Here is a 15084-nt window from a genome sequence, read left to right on the forward strand (position 1 = left end):
GCTGACAGGGCGGGCGTGGCAACTCTGGCACATCTTGGCGAGCGCCGAGGACACGGGTCCGGCAGAAGGCATTCGCCCACCTCATCGGGGAGATGGTCCGTTTTCGCATGGCTTCACCCGAGCGTTCCGATTGGCACTTTCGGTGACTCTTGTGCGCTTTTCCCGTGGCCTGTTCGAGCTGTTCGGTCCCGGTGACCCGCGGTCACCGGAGCGGCGGCGGACCGTCGATCGGGCGGCCCAGCACCCCGGGGCGCCGCTGCCACGGGTGGGGGCCGGCCGGTGGCCGGTAAGCGACGCCCAGGGCGTCCAGCCCGCCGGTAGTGGGCGGTCATCCGGCGCTCGAAGCCGGTGAAGTCCCGTTCCGCCGGGGCGGGCAGGACGCTCCAGGCGACCTCGGCGAAGGCCGCGAGCCGGGGGAACGCCCGGTAGCCCACGCGCCCCTGGTCCTCCATCACCTCGGTCCACTGGCCTGGGCGCCGAGCACGTGCCGGGCCCCATCGGGCGTCCGTTCCGGGGGGACAGGCTCGAACCGGTAGACGTCCTCCAGGGTGCGCACCCACCCGATCGGTACCGGCTCGTCGGGGCCCGGTGCCTGACGGTGGTCCAGATGGACCTGCCGCTCCGGGCACATGACGACGTCGTGACCGGCCCGGGCGGCGGCGACACCGCCCGCGCCGCCGCGCCAGGAGGACACGGCCGCACCCGGGGCCGGGCCGCCCCCCGATCTCGTCCCAGCCGATCAGGCGCCACCCGCGCGCGGTCAGCCACGCGGCGACGTGCCGGACGAACCAGGACTGCAGCCCGTCCTCGTCCGCGAGCCCGAGCTCCCCGATGCGCGCCTGGGAGGCCGGGGAGCGCCGCCACTGGTCCGTGGGGCATGCGTCGCCGCCGATGTGGACGAACCGTGACGGGAACAGTTCCGGCACCTCCCCGAAGACTCCCTCGGAGAAGCGCAGGGTGCGGTCCGTGGGGGCGAGCACGTTCGGGTTGATTCCCCAGGTGTCCCAGGCGGAGAGGGCGCAGGTGTCGACGACGTCGGTGTTGCCGAGTTCCGGGTAGGCGGCGATGGCGGCCTGCCAGTGGCCGGGTACGTCGATTTCGGGGACGACGGTGATGTGCCGCTCGGCGGCGTAGGCGACGATCTCCCGGATGTCGTCCTGGGTGCAGTAGCCACCGTGCGGCTTCTCCTCCCACAGCGGTGCGGCGCGGTGGCCGATTCTCGTACGGGCCCGCCAGGAGCCGGTTTCGGTCAGCCGGGGGTGGCGCTCGATCTCGATGCGCCAGCGCTGGTCGTCCGTCAGGTGGAAGTGGAACACGTTGAGTTTGTGCGCCGCCATCAGATCGAGGAGACGCAGCACCCCGTCCTTGGGCATGAAGTGCCGGGCGACGTCGAGCGTGAGGCCGCGCCAGCGGAACCGGGGCGCGTCGGCGAGGGTGACGGCCGGCACCTCCCACACCCGCTCGGCGCGGACCGGCGCGCGGCGCAACGCCTCGGGGCCGAGGAGCTGGCGGAGGGTCTGGGCGCCGTGGAACAGGCCCGCCGGGCCCCCGCCCTCGACGAGCCCCGGCAGGACGAGCGGGAAAAGGATCTGCCTGAGGGATCGCGCCCGGCATGCCCCGTCGATGTACGCGGCCTCCTCCAGCGCCTCCGGAACGGCTTTCACGAACCCCCGCAGCATCCAGATCGCGAAGGGCAGCGAGAAGACGAGGTGGGGGCAGGACCAGCGACCCCAGCGTGTTCAGCAGGCCGACGTCCCGCTTCGAGGAAGAACAGGGGGATCGTGAGGGCTTCCACGGGTACCATCTGGGCCACCAGAAACATGATCAGCAGGGTCGCGCAGGCGGCGGCCGCGAGCGCGGTGAGACCGACGAGGCGGACGGGCGGTTTCATGGAGCGCTCCTCCAAGAGTGCCGCAACATGCGCAATGAAGGTTTCGCAGTGCACAACACTTCGGAGGCCAGGGGACTGCGGGAACACGCCCACAAGAGGTCTCGACCACTCTGTGACCGGCCGACGCACGCGCAACGCCCGGACAGCACAAAAGCCTCCAGGGCATGCAGAACGCGCCCTGGAGGCTTCACGCCACGCGGACCGGGACTACTTGTCGCCCTTGCCCTCGTCGTCGCCGGCACCCATGGACTCGTAGATCTCCTTGCACATGGGGCACACGGGGTACTTCTTCGGGTCGCGGCCCGGAACCCAGACCTTGCCGCACAGCGCCACGACGGGGGTACCGTCGAGGGCGCTCGCCATGATCTTGTCCTTCTGGACGTAATGGGCGAAGCGCTCGTGGTCACCGTCACCGTGGGAGGTCTGCGGCGTCGGCTCTACGAGGGTCCCCGTACCAGTCCCGCGCTCGGGCTCGAGAGTGCTCATGGGGCCAGGGTACTGAAACACGACCGCATCAGTTGAGCGAAGGGTCGTCCGGATACGTGGCCACCATCGCGAGCTCGTTGCGCTGGCGGCGCAGCACCTCGCGCCACAGCCTCTCCGGGAGCGGGCAGGAGACGTCGCCGGGCTCCGACTCCACCACGTACCAGGCGCCGTCGGCCAGCTCGTCCTCCAGCTGGCCCGGGCCCCAGCCGGCGTATCCGGCGAAGATCCGCAGGGAGCCGAGGGCGGAGGCCAGCAGCTCGGGCGGGGCCTCCAGGTCGACCAGACCGATCGCTCCGTGCACCCGGCGCCAGCCCTGCGGGGCGGCCTCCCCGGCGGCGCCGCCGGGGACGACGGCGACACCGAGGGCCGAGTCCAGCGACACCGGGCCGCCCTGGAACACCACGCCGGGCTCGACGGCCAGATCCCCCCAGCCCTCCAGGATGTCCCCGACGTCCACCGGGGTGGGGCGGTTGAGGACGACACCGAGGGAGCCCTCCTCGTCGTGGTCGAGGAGCAGCACCACCGCGCGGTCGAAGTTCGGGTCCGCCAGGGCGGGCGTGGCCACGAGCAACCGCCCTGTGAGCGAGGACACCTCGGTCATGCCAGACATGATCCCGCATCTACCCTTTCCGTGGGGAGGCGACGCGGCACCGGGAGGGAACGCAGCTCAGGGCACGCCGACGCGTCCCGGCGCGCACGGAAGCGACCGTGACCCCACGTACCCGGTCCGGAACGGTTCGTGTTGTGACAGAGCTATGACAGGGCTGGGTCCGACTCGGGCTTATGGAAGGGGGGTGGAGGGCGATTACCCTTTCCCTCCTGGCCCCCTGCCCGACTCCACGGAACGCGAGATTCATGACCGTCAACGACGATGTCCTGCTTGTCCACGGCGGAACCCCGCTGGAGGGCGAGATCCGTGTCCGCGGTGCGAAGAACCTCGTACCGAAGGCCATGGTCGCGGCGCTGCTGGGCAGCGCTCCGAGCCGGCTGCGCAATGTTCCGGACATCCGTGACGTACGGGTCGTGCGGGGCCTGTTGCAGCTGCACGGCGTGACGGTCCGTCCGGGTGACGAACCCGGCGAACTGGTGATGGATCCGACCCGCGTGGAGAGCGCGAACGTCGCCGACATCGATGCCCACGCCGGTTCGAGCCGTATCCCGATCCTGTTCTGCGGGCCGCTGCTGCACCGTCTCGGCCACGCGTTCATCCCCGGCCTCGGCGGCTGCGACATCGGCGGCCGGCCCATCGACTTCCACTTCGAGGTGCTGCGCCAGTTCGGCGCGAAGATCGAGAAGCGGGAGGACGGCCAGTACCTGGAGGCGCCGCGGCGGCTGCGCGGCACCAAGATCCGGCTGCCGTACCCGTCCGTCGGCGCGACCGAGCAGGTGCTGCTGACGGCCGTCCTCGCGGAGGGCGTCACGGAGCTCTCCAACGCGGCCGTCGAGCCGGAGATCGAGGACCTCATCTGCGTGCTGCAGAAGATGGGCGCGATCATCGCGATGGACACCGACCGGACCATCCGCGTCACCGGCGTGGACAAGCTCGGCGGCTACACCCACCGGGCCCTGCCGGACCGCCTGGAGGCCGCGTCCTGGGCGTCGGCGGCGCTGGCGACCGAGGGCGACATCTACATCCGCGGCGCGCAGCAGCGCTCGATGATGACGTTCCTGAACACCTACCGGAAGGTGGGCGGTGCCTTCGAGATCGACGACGAGGGCATCCGCTTCTGGCACCCCGGCGGGCAGCTGAAGTCCATCGCGCTGGAGACGGACGTCCACCCGGGCTTCCAGACCGACTGGCAGCAGCCGCTGGTGGTCGCCCTGACCCAGGCCACGGGCCTGTCCATCATCCACGAGACGGTCTACGAGTCCCGGCTGGGCTTCACCTCCGCGCTGAACCAGATGGGCGCGCACATCCAGCTCTACCGCGAGTGCCTGGGCGGCTCGAACTGCCGCTTCGGCCAGCGCAACTTCCTGCACTCGGCGGTCGTCTCCGGCCCGACCAAGCTGCAGGGCGCGGACCTGGTCATCCCCGACCTGCGCGGCGGTTTCTCGTACCTCATCGCGGCGCTGGCGGCCCAGGGCACGTCCCGGGTCCACGGCATCGGCCTCATCAACCGCGGCTACGAGAACTTCATGGAGAAGCTCGTCGAGCTGGGCGCGAAGGTCGAGCTGCCGGGCAAGGCCCTCGGGTAACGCCGCCTGCACCCATGCCAAAGGGGCGGCCACCCGCTACGGGTGGCCGCCCCTTTGACGTGACTCACTGCGCCGCGCACGCGACCGGCGTGCGCGCGGCAGGGTTACTTGCCCTTGGCGGCTTCCTTGAGCTTCGAGCCCGCGGAGACCTTCACGCTGTAGCCGGCGGGGATCTGGATGGGCTCGCCGGTCTGCGGGTTGCGGGCGGTGCGAGCGGCACGGTGGGTGCGCTCGAAGGTCAGGAAGCCGGGGATGGTGACCTTCTCGTCCCCCTTGGAGACGATGTCGCCGACGACGTCGGCGAACGCGGCCAGCACGGCGTCGGCGTCCTTGCGGGTCACCTCGGCGCGGTCGGCCAGCGCGGCCACCAGCTCACTGCGGTTCATGTTCTTACTCCCGTGTTCATCTTGCCGTTGAGGCGTCAGATCGAAGCCGATGCTGCCAGGGCCCTCGATGAGTCCCCGGACCCGGGTCCGTCGTCAGACCCTCGCGCCCAGGGAGGCATCCTGCCTCTACCTGCGGCGGGAAAGCCAATCCGGCACCCGCATGAGTCGTGAGAACACCCTTGGGGGGTCACACGAGAAGAGGGCCTGAGCCTGGCCGCCACGATAGGGCTCCGCAGGTGGAGGGAGTCCTGCGACGCGCCGGGCTCCGGGCCGGGTGGGGATCCTCACAGTCCCGGGGCAGACGCCCCCGGACCCCGTGCTTCCGGCCCGGACAGGCCCCGCCGTCAGACCCCGGAGGTGCCGGCGGCCGCAGCGCCGACCGCCTTGGCCGCCTCGCGCACCGCCCCTGCGACCGCGCCCGCGACCTTGTCGTTGAAGACGCTCGGGACGATGTAGTTCGGGTTCAGCTCGTCCTCCGTCACCACGTCCGCGAGGGCCTTGGCGGCGGCCAGCATCATCTCCGTGTTGACCGTGCGGGACTGCGCGTCCAGCAGGCCGCGGAAGACGCCCGGGAAGACCAGCACGTTGTTGATCTGGTTCGGGAAGTCGGAGCGGCCCGTGGCGACGACGGCCGCGGTCTGGCGGGCGATCGCCGGGTCCACCTCGGGGTCCGGGTTCGCGAGCGCGAACACGATGGCGCCCTCGGCCATGGCGGCCACGTCGTCGCCGTCGAGGACGTTCGGGGCGGAGACGCCGATGAAGACGTCGGCGCCGCGCACGGCCTCCTTCAGGGTGCCGGTGAGGCCCTCGGGGTTGGTGTTGTCCGCGATCCAGCGCAGCGCCGAGTCGGGGGCGGCGTCCACCAGGTCCTCGCGGCCGGAGTGCACGACGCCGTGGATGTCGGCGACGACGGCGTTCTTCACGCCCGCGGCCAGCAGCAGTTTCAGGATGGCCGTACCGGCGGCGCCGGCGCCGGACATGACGACGCGGATGTTCTCGATGGCCTTGCCGGTGACGCGCAGGGCGTTGGTCAGCGCGGCGAGGACCACGATGGCGGTGCCGTGCTGGTCGTCGTGGAAGACGGGGATGTCGAGGGCCTCGCGCAGCCGGGCCTCGATCTCGAAGCAGCGGGGGGCGGAGATGTCCTCGAGGTTGATGCCGGCGAAGCCGGGGGCGATCGCCTTGACGATCTCGACGATCGCGTCCGTGTCCTGGGTGTCCAGGCAGATCGGCCAGGCGTCGATGCCGGCGAACCGCTTGAACAGGGCCGCCTTGCCCTCCATCACCGGCAACGCGGCCTTCGGGCCGATGTTGCCCAGGCCCAGCACGGCCGAGCCGTCCGTCACGACCGCAACGGAGTTGCGCTTGATGGTGAGCCGGCGGGCGTCCTCGGGGTTCTCGGCGATCGCCATGCACACGCGGGCCACGCCGGGCGTGTAGACCATGGACAGGTCGTCACGGTTGCGGATGGGGTGCTTGGACGCCATCTCGATCTTGCCGCCGAGGTGCATGAGGAAGGTCCGGTCGGAGACCTTGCCGAGCGTGACGCCCTCGATGCGGCGGAGCCCCTCCACGATCTCGTCAGCGTGGGTGGTGGACGAGGCGGCGATCGTGACGTCGATGCGGAGCTTCTCGTGACCGGACGCGGTGACGTCGAGGCCGGTCACCGAGCCTCCGGAGGACTCCACGGCGGTGGTGAGCTGCGAGACGGCGGTTCCGCTCGCGGGCACCTCCAGCCGGACCGTCATCGAGTAGGAGACGCTGGGCGCCGTTGCCATGGCCGACTTCCTCTGCTTTCACCTGACGCTGAGTTGTGCGGTCCGATCGTCGCACCTACCGCCGAGTAGCGGGTAGTCGCCCCCGATTGCGAACGTTTTGTTCGCGGGGCCGCCCGGCGCAAAGAGACCCACGTCACGTGGACGTGGGTCTCTTTCACGAAGTCAGTGGCACCGGCCCGCCATGCTCGCCTCGCGGCAAGTGGTCGCTCGTAGCGACGAAGGTTGGGCCCGGGGGCTTGGATCGGGCCGGTGCCACGTCCAGGCTAACAAACAGTTCCCGTAAGGCCATTCCCGCGCCGCACGTTCATTTCGCCGGTATGTGGGTAACCCCCGGCCCGGTCGCCGCTCAGTCCCTGAGGAGGTCCGGAACACCGGCCGCGTCCGGCTCGTCGCGGTCGGCCGAGACGACGGTGAGCTGCTGGGTGGCCCGGGTCAGCGCGACGTAGAGCACCCGCAGGCCGGCCGGGGACTCGTCGGCGATCTCCGCGGGCGAGACCACGACCGTCGCGTCGTACTCCAGGCCCTTGGCCTCCAGGCTGCCGAGCGCCACGACGCGGTCGCCGAGTCCGGCGAGCCAGCGGCGGGCCTCCTCGCGGCGCTGCATGGCGACGACCACGCCGACCGTGCCGTCGACGCGCTCCAGCAGCCGGGCGGCCTCCGCTCGGACGGTGTCGCCCAGGGTGTCCTCCACGACCGTGAAGCGCGGCACGACACCCGTGGAGCGGACCGCCTTCGGGGACGCGGAGCCGGGCATCGCCAGGGCCAGGACCCTGGCGGCGAGCTCGGCGATCTCGGCCGGGTTGCGGTAGTTCACGGTGAGTTCGAAGCGGCGGCGCGGCCTGCTGCCCAGGGCCTCGTCGCGGGCCGCGGCGGCCTCGTCCGGGTCGGACCAGGAGGACTGCGCCGGGTCCCCCACGACCGTCCAGGTGGCGTGCCGGCCGCGGCGGCCGACCATGCGCCACTGCATCGGGGTGAGGTCCTGGGCCTCGTCGACGATGACGTGCGCGTACTCGGTGCGCTCCTGGGCGAGGCGTTCGGCCCGCTCGCGCTGGGACTCCTCGCGCACCGGCATCAGCTCCTCCAGGCCGGTGAGCTGGTCCAGCGGGTCGAGCTCGCGCCTTCTGCGGGGACGGGCGGGGGCGCCGAGGACCGCTTGGAGCTCGTCGAGCAGCGCGATGTCGTGCACGGAGCGGCCGTCGCGCCTGAGGGAGCGGGCGACCTTGCGGACCTCGCCGGGGTTGAGGACGCGCCGGGCCCAGCGGCCGAGGCGCCGCTCGTCGGCCATGGCGTCCAGGACGGCCGCCGGGGTGAGCTCCGGCCACCAGGCGTCGAGGAAGCCGATGAAGGAGTCCTCGCCGGTGATGTCCTCGTCGAAGGAGGAGCGCAGCTCGGCGGCGAGCTCCGGGTCGGTGTGCCGGCCGGCCGCGCCGGAGCGCTCCCACAGGGCGTCCAGGAGCAGCTTGCGGGCGCGGGGGCGCAGCAGGTTGACGGGGGCGGTGCCGCCCAGGGCGGCGCGGCGGATGCCGTCCAGCTCCCCGGCCTCGAGCTCCAGGCGGCGGCCGAAGGCGACCACGCGCAGCCGGGCCGGTGCGTCGCTGAGCTCCAGGGCGCCGCGGGCGGCCTTCCGCAGCACCTTGAGCATGCGGGAGGAACCCTTGGCGCGGGCCACCGACGGTGCGTCGTAGACGGTGGCCTCGCTGCCGTCGACCAGGGAGCCGATCGCGCGGATCGCCACCTGGCCCTCCTCGCCGAGGGAGGGCAGTACGCCCTCGGTGTAGGCGACGAGCAGCGGGGTGGGCGAGACGATCAGGATGCCGCCCGCGTACCGGCGCCGGTCCTGGTAGAGGAGGTAGGCCGCGCGGTGCAGGGCGACGGCGGTCTTGCCGGTGCCGGGTCCGCCCTCGACGTAGGTCACGGAGGCGGCGGGGGCGCGGATGACCAGGTCCTGCTCGGCCTGGATGGAGGCGACGATGTCACGCATGGTGTGGCCGCGGGCCTGGCCGAGCGCGGCCATCAGGGCGCCGTCGCCGATGACGGGCAGCTCCCGGCCGTCGAGGAACGCCGTCAGCTCGGGGCGCATCAGGTCGTCCTCGACGCCGAGCACCCGGCGGCCCTTGGAGCGGATGACGCGGCGGCGCACGACCCGGCCCGGGTCGACCGGGGTGGAGCGGTAGAAGGGGGCGGCGGCCGGGGCGCGCCAGTCGATCACCAGCGGGGCGTAGTCCGCGTCGAGGACGCCGATGCGGCCGATGTGCAGGGTCTCGGCGATGTCGGCGGTGTTGTCCTCGCCGATCGCGCCCTCGGCGGGCTCGACGGCGGTGTACGCGCCGTCGGGCCCCTTGGTGCCGTCCTTGCCGGGCAGCAGGTCGATGCGGCCGAAGAGGAAGTCCTCGAACTCGTTGTTGAGCCGGTTGAGGTGGATGCCCGCCCGGAAGACCTGGGCGTCCCGCTCGGCGAGCGCGCCGGGCGTGCCGACCTGGCCGCGCCGGGCCGCGTCGCGCATGAGGAACTCCGCCTCGTGGATCTTCTCCTCGAGGCGCCGGTAGACCCGGTCGAGGTGTTCCTGTTCGACGCTGATCTCTCTGTCTCTCAGGGAGTCGAGCGCGGTTCCCTGTTGAGCCTGAGCGGCCACCGGGCCCCCTTCTGACGTGCTGGGCAGCCGTCCACCGTACGCGAAGGGGGCCCGGTAAGGCTACGCGTCGACCTCGACGAGCCGCTTGCCGTCGAACGTGACGACCTCGAAGTGGTCGATCTCGTTCGGCTCGAAGGCGGCGCCGCCCTGGACGTACAGCGGCTCCTTGGCCTTGTCCGTCTTGGCGTCCGGGACGCCGTAGCCCCAGTTGGGGACGGACCAGGAGGAGAGGGTCTCCCGCTCGCCGTTCTTGCCGACCGCGACGAGGGCGCACTTCAGCGGGCCCTTGACGTTCTTCAGCTCCAGGACCGTGCCCGTGCCCCAGTCCTTCTTCTGCAGGGCGACGGTCGCGGAGACCTTGGTGGTCGGGTCCGTGGCGGAGATCTTGTCGGAGATGCCCTCGAAGGCCTCCTTGGCGGGGCTCGCCGCGAGCGGGCGGTTCTCCGCGCCGCCGCTGTCGCCGTCCGCGCCGTTCGTCGCGACGGCAACGAACGGGCCGCCGATGATCAGCGCGCCGGCCGCGGCCACCATGTAGAAGTTGCGGCGGCGCTTCCGGGCGCGGCGGTCGGCGACCTCGTCGACCAGTTTCTCCACCAGGCGCGGCCGGGGCTTGGCGGACAGCGACTCCCCGATGGCGGGGGTGCTGCCGGAGCCGGGCAGGTCGGCGAGGGCGGCGAGCATCGGCTCCATGCCGGCCAGCTCGTCGAGCTGCTGGGCGCACCATTCGCAGGTGGCGAGGTGGGCTTCGAAGGCGGTCGCTTCGGCGTCGTCGAGGATGCCGAGAGCGTAGGCGCCGACGGTCTCGTGCTCGTTCGGCACCGGGGATCCCTGCATGGGACCAGACATACCCGTGCCTCCCGCACCGAACCCTTGGTTACCCCCGTAAACACTCACGCCGTCACCCCCCGCTCCTCCAGTGCCAGCTTCATCGAACGCAGGGCGTAGAACACCCTGGAGCGGACCGTTCCGCTGGGTATGCCCAGGGTCTCGGCCGCCTCGTTGACGGTACGCCCCTTGAAGTACGTCTCGACGAGCACCTCCCGGTGAGCGGGGGTCAGGTCGTCGAGTGCGTCCGACAGAGTCATCAGCCACAGCGCCTTGTCGATCTCGTCCTCCGCGGGGATGACCTCCAGCGGCGACGGGTCGACCTCCTGCGGCCGGGCCTGCCGGCTGCGGTGGCCGTCGATGACGATGCGCCGGGCGACCGTCACCAGCCAGGGGCGTACCGATCCGGTCGCCCGATTGAGCTGACCGGCGTTCTTCCAGGCACGGATGAGCGTCTCCTGAACGACGTCCTCGGCGCGCTGCCGGTCTCCGGCGACCAGGCGCAGGACGTACGCCAGCAGGGGGCCGGCGTGTTCACGGTAGAGCGCACGCATCAGCTCCTCGTCGGGTTCCGAGGGCTGGGACATGCGATGTCGGGCCCTCGGTCCACGTTCATTGGCCACGACGGAATCCTTGCGCACGCCCACCTCCGATGTCCGGGGGTTCCCCCAGCCGGTCGCTCGACATGCCGTACGTACGGGGGGCGTTGGATGTTCAAGAAGAGGTGGCGATTTTCTTCGGAGTGACGTGACGAGGGGGACATGGGTGCACATTCCCACCCCTCTCTCTTTACATTTCCGCCACAACGGAGCGATCGCGCCGGACTCTCCCTACGGGAGCGTAGGTAAACGACGTGTAAGCGAAATCACTTAGGCGACGAGGCCGCAGAAGGGGCAACCGGGACAAGGGAATCGTGTGCACAGACCATTCAATTCCGTTTCACGCGCGGGCGAGTGCCACGCGACGGCGGTGCCGGGCGACGCGCTCGCGGTTCCCGCAGACCTCACTGGAGCACCAGCGCCTCCTGCGCCCGCGCGAGGTGTCGAGGTACACGATCCGGCAGTTGTCCCCCTCGCACTGCCGCAGGGCCGCGCGGGCGACGGGGTCGGTGAGCAGGTCGACGGCGTCCCGGGCGACGGCCGCGAGCAGTCCGGCGCAGCCGGGCGGTCCGTCCAGCCGCCGTACGAGGCCGCCGTCCTCGCCGCGGACGGCGCGCGGGGCCGGGGGCGCGGTGCGGGCCAGGTCGTTGACCCGCGCGAGCGCGAAGTCGTACGTCGTCGCGCCGGAGCCCGGCCGGCCGCGCACCAACCGGTCGATCTGGCCGCGCAGTTCGATGAAGGCGGCCGGCCAGGCGGCGTCGGCCCGGGTGAGCGGGGTGCCCGCCGGGACGAGCCCGGAGCCGGTGATCCAGGCCCCCAGCACCTCCACGGAGTCGAGCCGTTCCTCCGGATGCGCGGTGGAGAGCAGATCCAGGCAGACGCGCCCGGCGCCGAAACGCAGCTCGTACGCGGCCGTGGCCGTACCCAGTGCCATGTGCCTGTCACCGCCTAGGGTTCCCCGCGGCCGGGCGGGGTTCCGGTGAGACGCCAGTGAGGGGGCCGGGAAACCGTTCCCTCCTACACTGCCTGCCCGCGACGGCGCCGGAAACCCCCTGGGCACGGGCCGGGCGCCGCCACGGCCCGGACGGGCCCGCGTCCGGCCACGGGACGGCGCACCCCGCGGCCGCCGGCCCCGCACCGAGCCTCCGGACACCGGCGTGGTGTCGCTCGACCCCGGCGGGCCTCGGGGCGTCCGGGGTCTCCTCCTGCCGACGGCCCTCAGGCGTCCGCGTACTTGGTCTCCGCCGCCGGGTCGAGTGCCAGGCGGTAGCCGCGCTTGACCACCGTCTGGATCAGCTTCGGGGTGCCGAGGGCCGTGCGGAGGCGGGCCATGGCCGTTTCCACCGCGTGCTCGTCGCGGCCGGAACCGGGCAGGGCCCGCAGCAGGTCGGCGCGGGCGACGACCCAGCCGGGGCGGCGGGCCAGGGCGCGCAGCAGGGACATGCCGGCGGGCGGCACGGGTCGCAGGTCGCCGTCGACCAGCACGGCGTGGCCGCGGATCTCCACCCGGTGCCCGGCGATCGGCAGTGAGCGTGTCCGTGCGGGGAGTTCCCGGCACAGCAGCTGCACGAGCGGCCCCAGCCGGAAGCGCTCGGGCTGGATCGTGTCGAGGCCGCGGGACTGCAGGGGCAGGGCGGTCACCGGGCCCACACAGGCCGGGAGCACGTCGTGGCCGAGTGCGGCGAGCAGCTCCGGGAGCAGTCCGCGGTCCTCCGCCCGGGAGAGCAGGGAGGCCGCGGCCGGGGCGCTGGTGAAGGTGAGCGCGTCCAGGCTCCGGGCGACCGTGGCGTCCAGGAGGCGGTCGACCGGGGCGAGGTCCTCCGGCGGCATCCAGCGGTAGACCGGCACCCCGACGACCTCGGCACCGCCCTCCCGCAGCGCCTCCACGAACCCGGGCAGCGGCTCGCCGTGCAGCTGGATCGCGACGCGCAGCCCGTCGACGCCCTCCCCCAGCAGCCGGTCCAGCACCTCGGCCATGGACTCCGACGACGGGGACCACTCCTCCGTCAGACCGGCGGCCCGGACCGCGCCCTTGACCTTCGGCCCGCGCGCCAGAATCCGTACGCCGCCCAGCCGCGCCAGCAGGTCGTCGCCGAGGCCCCAGCCGTCGGCGGCCTCCACCCAGCCCCGGAAGCCGATGGCGGTGGTGGCGACCACGATGTCCGGCGCCCGCCGGATCAGCTCCTTCGTCGCGTCCAGCAGCTCGCTGTCGTCGGCGAGCGGCACGATCCGCAGGGCGGGGGCGTGCAGGACGGCGGCACCGCGCCGCTGGAGCAGCACCCCCAGCTCGTCGGCCCGCCGCGCGGCCGTCACGCCCACGGTGAAACCCGCGAGGGGCCCGTGGTCCGGTCGCTGTTCTTCCTCGTACATGGCTCTCGTCCCGCACTCGCGTCGTCGTCCTGCCTGGGTACGGCGTACCTGCATGCCGATCGAGCCTGTCAACGGCTCGTGACAGGCCCGGATCGGCGTGATGTCGTCGGTGTTACGTCACACCTCCGCATAGCTGAGCTGCGGCTTCGCCTCCGAGGCCGCCGTCTCGGCGGGTACCCGGGGTGCCGTACGGCGAAGGTATACGGCCCAGGTGACCGCGAAGCAGACCGCGTAGAAGGCGAGGAAGGCGACGAACGCCCCGGTGCCCGAACCGTAGGAGAGGAAGGACTGGCGGAAGGCCAGGTTGATGCCGACCCCGCCGAGCGCGCCCACGGCGCCGATCAGCCCCATGGACGCCCCGGACAGCCGCCGCCCGTAGGCCGCGGCCGCCTCACCGGTGAGTCCCCTGGCCAGCGCCTTGGCCTGGAAGATGCCCGGGATCATCTTGAACGTCGAGCCGTTGCCGAGCCCGCTGAGCACGAACAGCACCACGAACGCCCCGGTGAACAGCGCCAGCGACTTCTCGATGGAGGCCCCGATGAGGACCGCCGTAGCGGCGCCCATGGCCACGTAGTTCCACAGGCTGATGCGGGCACCGCCGTAGCGGTCGGCGAGCCGGCCGCCGACGGGCCGGATGAGGGAGCCGAGCAGCGGGCCGAGGAAGGTGACGTAGGCGGCCTGCAGCGGGGTGCGGCCGAACTGGTTCGTCAGGACCTGGCCGAAGGCGAAGCTGTAGCCGATGAAGGACCCGAAGGTGCCGATGTAGAGGAGGGACATGATCCAGGTGTGGGCGTCCCGTGCGGCGTCCTTGGCGGCACCGGTGTCGTTCCTGACGTTCTCCAGGTTGTCCATGAACAGCGCGGCCAGCGTGGCGGCCACGACGATCAGCGGGATGTAGATGCCGAGCAGCACCCGCGGACCACCGCCCGCGCCGATGATCCCCAGCGCGACCAGCTGCGCGACCGGCACGCCGATGTTGCCGCCGCCCGCGTTCAGGCCGAGCGCCCAGCCCTTCTTCCGCAGGGGGAAGAAGGCGTTGATGTTCGTCATGGAGGAGGCGAAGTTGCCGCCGCCGATGCCGGCGAGCAGACCCACCGTCAGGAACGTGGAGAACGAGGTGCCCGGCTCCATCACGACGAACGCGGCGACGGTCGGGATCAGCAGCAGTGTGGCGGAGACGATCGTCCAGTTCCGCCCGCCGAAGATCGCGACGGCGAAGGTGTAGGGGACCCGGACGACCGCGCCGACCAGCGTGACCATCGAGGTCAGCATGAACTTGTCGGCCGGGGTCAGTCCGTACTCCGGGCCCATGAAGAGCACGAGCACGGACCACAGGGTCCAGATCGAGAAGCCGATGTGCTCGGACAGGACGGAGAACCAGAGGTTGCGGCGGGCGGTCTTCTCCCCGGTCTCCTTCCAGAACGTCTCGTTCTCGGGATCCCAGTGCCGGATCCAGCGTCCGCCCCTGCTCGGGGGTGCGGGTGCCGTGTCAGGGCCTGTCATGACGCCTCCACTTGCTCCGGGACTCGGTCGTTCTACGAGTGGCTGGTCCCGAAGGTAGGGAGGGCGCGTTTCCTGACTGTGGCAGCGGGTGACCGCGAGGGAACGTTGCTCTCACCCCGCGCCGGAGCGGGATGAGAGGTTCCGGCGTGTTTTCGGTGCCCGTGCCCGTGCCCGTGTCAGCACTGAGGAGGCTGCCCGTTGGGGTTCTGCTGCGGGTAGGGCTGAGGGTGGGCGCCGGGAGGCTGAGCACCGGAGGGGCCCGGTCCGGGCCGACCGGGGTACTGCACCGGTCCGGGCCGACCGGGGTACTGCATCGGTGCAAGCCGACCGGGGTACTGCACCGGTCCGGGCCGACCGGGGTACTGCATCGGTGCAAGCCGACCGGGGTACTGCACCGGTCCGGGCCGACCGGGGTACG

Annotated in this window: 11 protein-coding genes and 2 pseudogenes; 1 reads left to right on the top strand and 12 read right to left on the bottom strand. The window is 71.7% G+C overall.

Translation table 11 applies throughout. The features are described from left to right. Positions 1-202: 202 nt before the first annotated feature. The 4 genes and pseudogenes from ACFW6P_RS19595 to ACFW6P_RS19610 all read right to left on the bottom strand — a co-directional run. Positions 203-1559 (bottom strand): annotated as a pseudogene (locus ACFW6P_RS19595) (beta-N-acetylhexosaminidase); the annotation flags it as partial. Further along, positions 1557-1834, bottom strand: a pseudogene (locus ACFW6P_RS19600) (ABC transporter permease subunit); the annotation flags it as partial. The pseudogenes ACFW6P_RS19595 and ACFW6P_RS19600, both read right to left, overlap by 3 nt. Positions 1835-2098: 264 nt before the next feature. Then, positions 2099-2377 carry a DUF3039 domain-containing protein gene (locus ACFW6P_RS19605; RefSeq protein ID WP_386424251.1) on the bottom strand — a complete coding sequence of 93 codons (279 nt, stop codon included), beginning with the start codon at positions 2375-2377 and terminating at the stop codon, positions 2099-2101. A 28-nt stretch (positions 2378-2405) separates the two neighbouring features. Further along, the gene (locus tag ACFW6P_RS19610; protein ID WP_386348574.1) at positions 2406-2978 is read right to left on the bottom strand and encodes a YqgE/AlgH family protein; all 573 of its coding nucleotides are present in this window, start codon (positions 2976-2978) and stop codon (positions 2406-2408) included. 254 nt (positions 2979-3232) lie between these two features. Between ACFW6P_RS19610 and murA the strand changes: the two genes are divergently transcribed. Next, on the top strand, positions 3233-4573 hold the full coding sequence (gene murA, locus ACFW6P_RS19615; protein WP_386348577.1) for a UDP-N-acetylglucosamine 1-carboxyvinyltransferase: 1341 nt from the start codon (positions 3233-3235) through the stop codon (positions 4571-4573). Positions 4574-4677: 104 nt separating this feature from the next. On the opposite strand, the gene ACFW6P_RS19620 is transcribed toward murA, so the two are convergent. The 8 genes from ACFW6P_RS19620 to ACFW6P_RS19655 form a co-directional block, all read right to left on the bottom strand. After that, positions 4678-4959 (bottom strand): HU family DNA-binding protein, encoded by a 282-nt coding sequence (locus ACFW6P_RS19620; protein ID WP_003990598.1) that lies wholly within the window; start codon positions 4957-4959, stop codon positions 4678-4680. Between the two features lie 344 nt (positions 4960-5303). Further along, entirely contained in the window at positions 5304-6737 is a 1434-nt protein-coding gene (locus ACFW6P_RS19625) for an NAD-dependent malic enzyme (protein WP_386348580.1), read from the bottom strand. Between the two features lie 346 nt (positions 6738-7083). Continuing rightward, a complete protein-coding gene (locus ACFW6P_RS19630; RefSeq protein ID WP_386348583.1) occupies positions 7084-9369 on the bottom strand; it encodes a HelD family protein in 2286 nt (761 codons plus the stop codon). A 60-nt stretch (positions 9370-9429) separates the two neighbouring features. Further along, positions 9430-10203 (bottom strand): anti-sigma factor family protein, encoded by a 774-nt coding sequence (locus tag ACFW6P_RS19635; protein WP_386348586.1) that lies wholly within the window; start codon positions 10201-10203, stop codon positions 9430-9432. A gap of 56 nt (positions 10204-10259) precedes the next feature. Further along, the gene (locus ACFW6P_RS19640; RefSeq protein WP_010039908.1) at positions 10260-10781 is read right to left on the bottom strand and encodes a sigma-70 family RNA polymerase sigma factor; all 522 of its coding nucleotides are present in this window, start codon (positions 10779-10781) and stop codon (positions 10260-10262) included. A 352-nt stretch (positions 10782-11133) separates the two neighbouring features. Next, positions 11134-11727, bottom strand: coding sequence for a CGNR zinc finger domain-containing protein (locus ACFW6P_RS19645; RefSeq protein ID WP_386348588.1), 594 nt, complete (start codon positions 11725-11727; stop codon positions 11134-11136). A 284-nt stretch (positions 11728-12011) separates the two neighbouring features. Continuing rightward, on the bottom strand, positions 12012-13163 hold the full coding sequence (locus ACFW6P_RS19650) for a uroporphyrinogen-III synthase (RefSeq protein ID WP_386348591.1): 1152 nt from the start codon (positions 13161-13163) through the stop codon (positions 12012-12014). Positions 13164-13280: 117 nt separating this feature from the next. After that, the gene (locus ACFW6P_RS19655; protein ID WP_386348594.1) at positions 13281-14666 is read right to left on the bottom strand and encodes a nitrate/nitrite transporter; all 1386 of its coding nucleotides are present in this window, start codon (positions 14664-14666) and stop codon (positions 13281-13283) included. Positions 14667-15084: the final 418 nt, after the last annotated feature.

This window comes from Streptomyces sp. NPDC058741 (assembly GCF_042746715.1).
Taxonomy (GTDB): domain Bacteria; phylum Actinomycetota; class Actinomycetes; order Streptomycetales; family Streptomycetaceae; genus Streptomyces.

Coding starts and splice junctions, on each gene's coding strand:
- ACFW6P_RS19655 (WP_386348594.1), bottom strand. CDS start 14,666: ATGACAGGCCCTGACACGGCACCCGCACCCCCGAGCAGGGGCGGACGC.
- ACFW6P_RS19620 (WP_003990598.1), bottom strand. CDS start 4,959: ATGAACCGCAGTGAGCTGGTGGCCGCGCTGGCCGACCGCGCCGAGGTG.
- ACFW6P_RS19605 (WP_386424251.1), bottom strand. CDS start 2,377: ATGAGCACTCTCGAGCCCGAGCGCGGGACTGGTACGGGGACCCTCGTA.
- ACFW6P_RS19645 (WP_386348588.1), bottom strand. CDS start 11,727: ATGGCACTGGGTACGGCCACGGCCGCGTACGAGCTGCGTTTCGGCGCC.
- ACFW6P_RS19625 (WP_386348580.1), bottom strand. CDS start 6,737: ATGGCAACGGCGCCCAGCGTCTCCTACTCGATGACGGTCCGGCTGGAG.
- ACFW6P_RS19610 (WP_386348574.1), bottom strand. CDS start 2,978: ATGACCGAGGTGTCCTCGCTCACAGGGCGGTTGCTCGTGGCCACGCCC.
- ACFW6P_RS19650 (WP_386348591.1), bottom strand. CDS start 13,163: ATGTACGAGGAAGAACAGCGACCGGACCACGGGCCCCTCGCGGGTTTC.
- ACFW6P_RS19635 (WP_386348586.1), bottom strand. CDS start 10,203: ATGCAGGGATCCCCGGTGCCGAACGAGCACGAGACCGTCGGCGCCTAC.
- ACFW6P_RS19640 (WP_010039908.1), bottom strand. CDS start 10,781: ATGTCCCAGCCCTCGGAACCCGACGAGGAGCTGATGCGTGCGCTCTAC.
- murA (WP_386348577.1), top strand. CDS start 3,233: ATGACCGTCAACGACGATGTCCTGCTTGTCCACGGCGGAACCCCGCTG.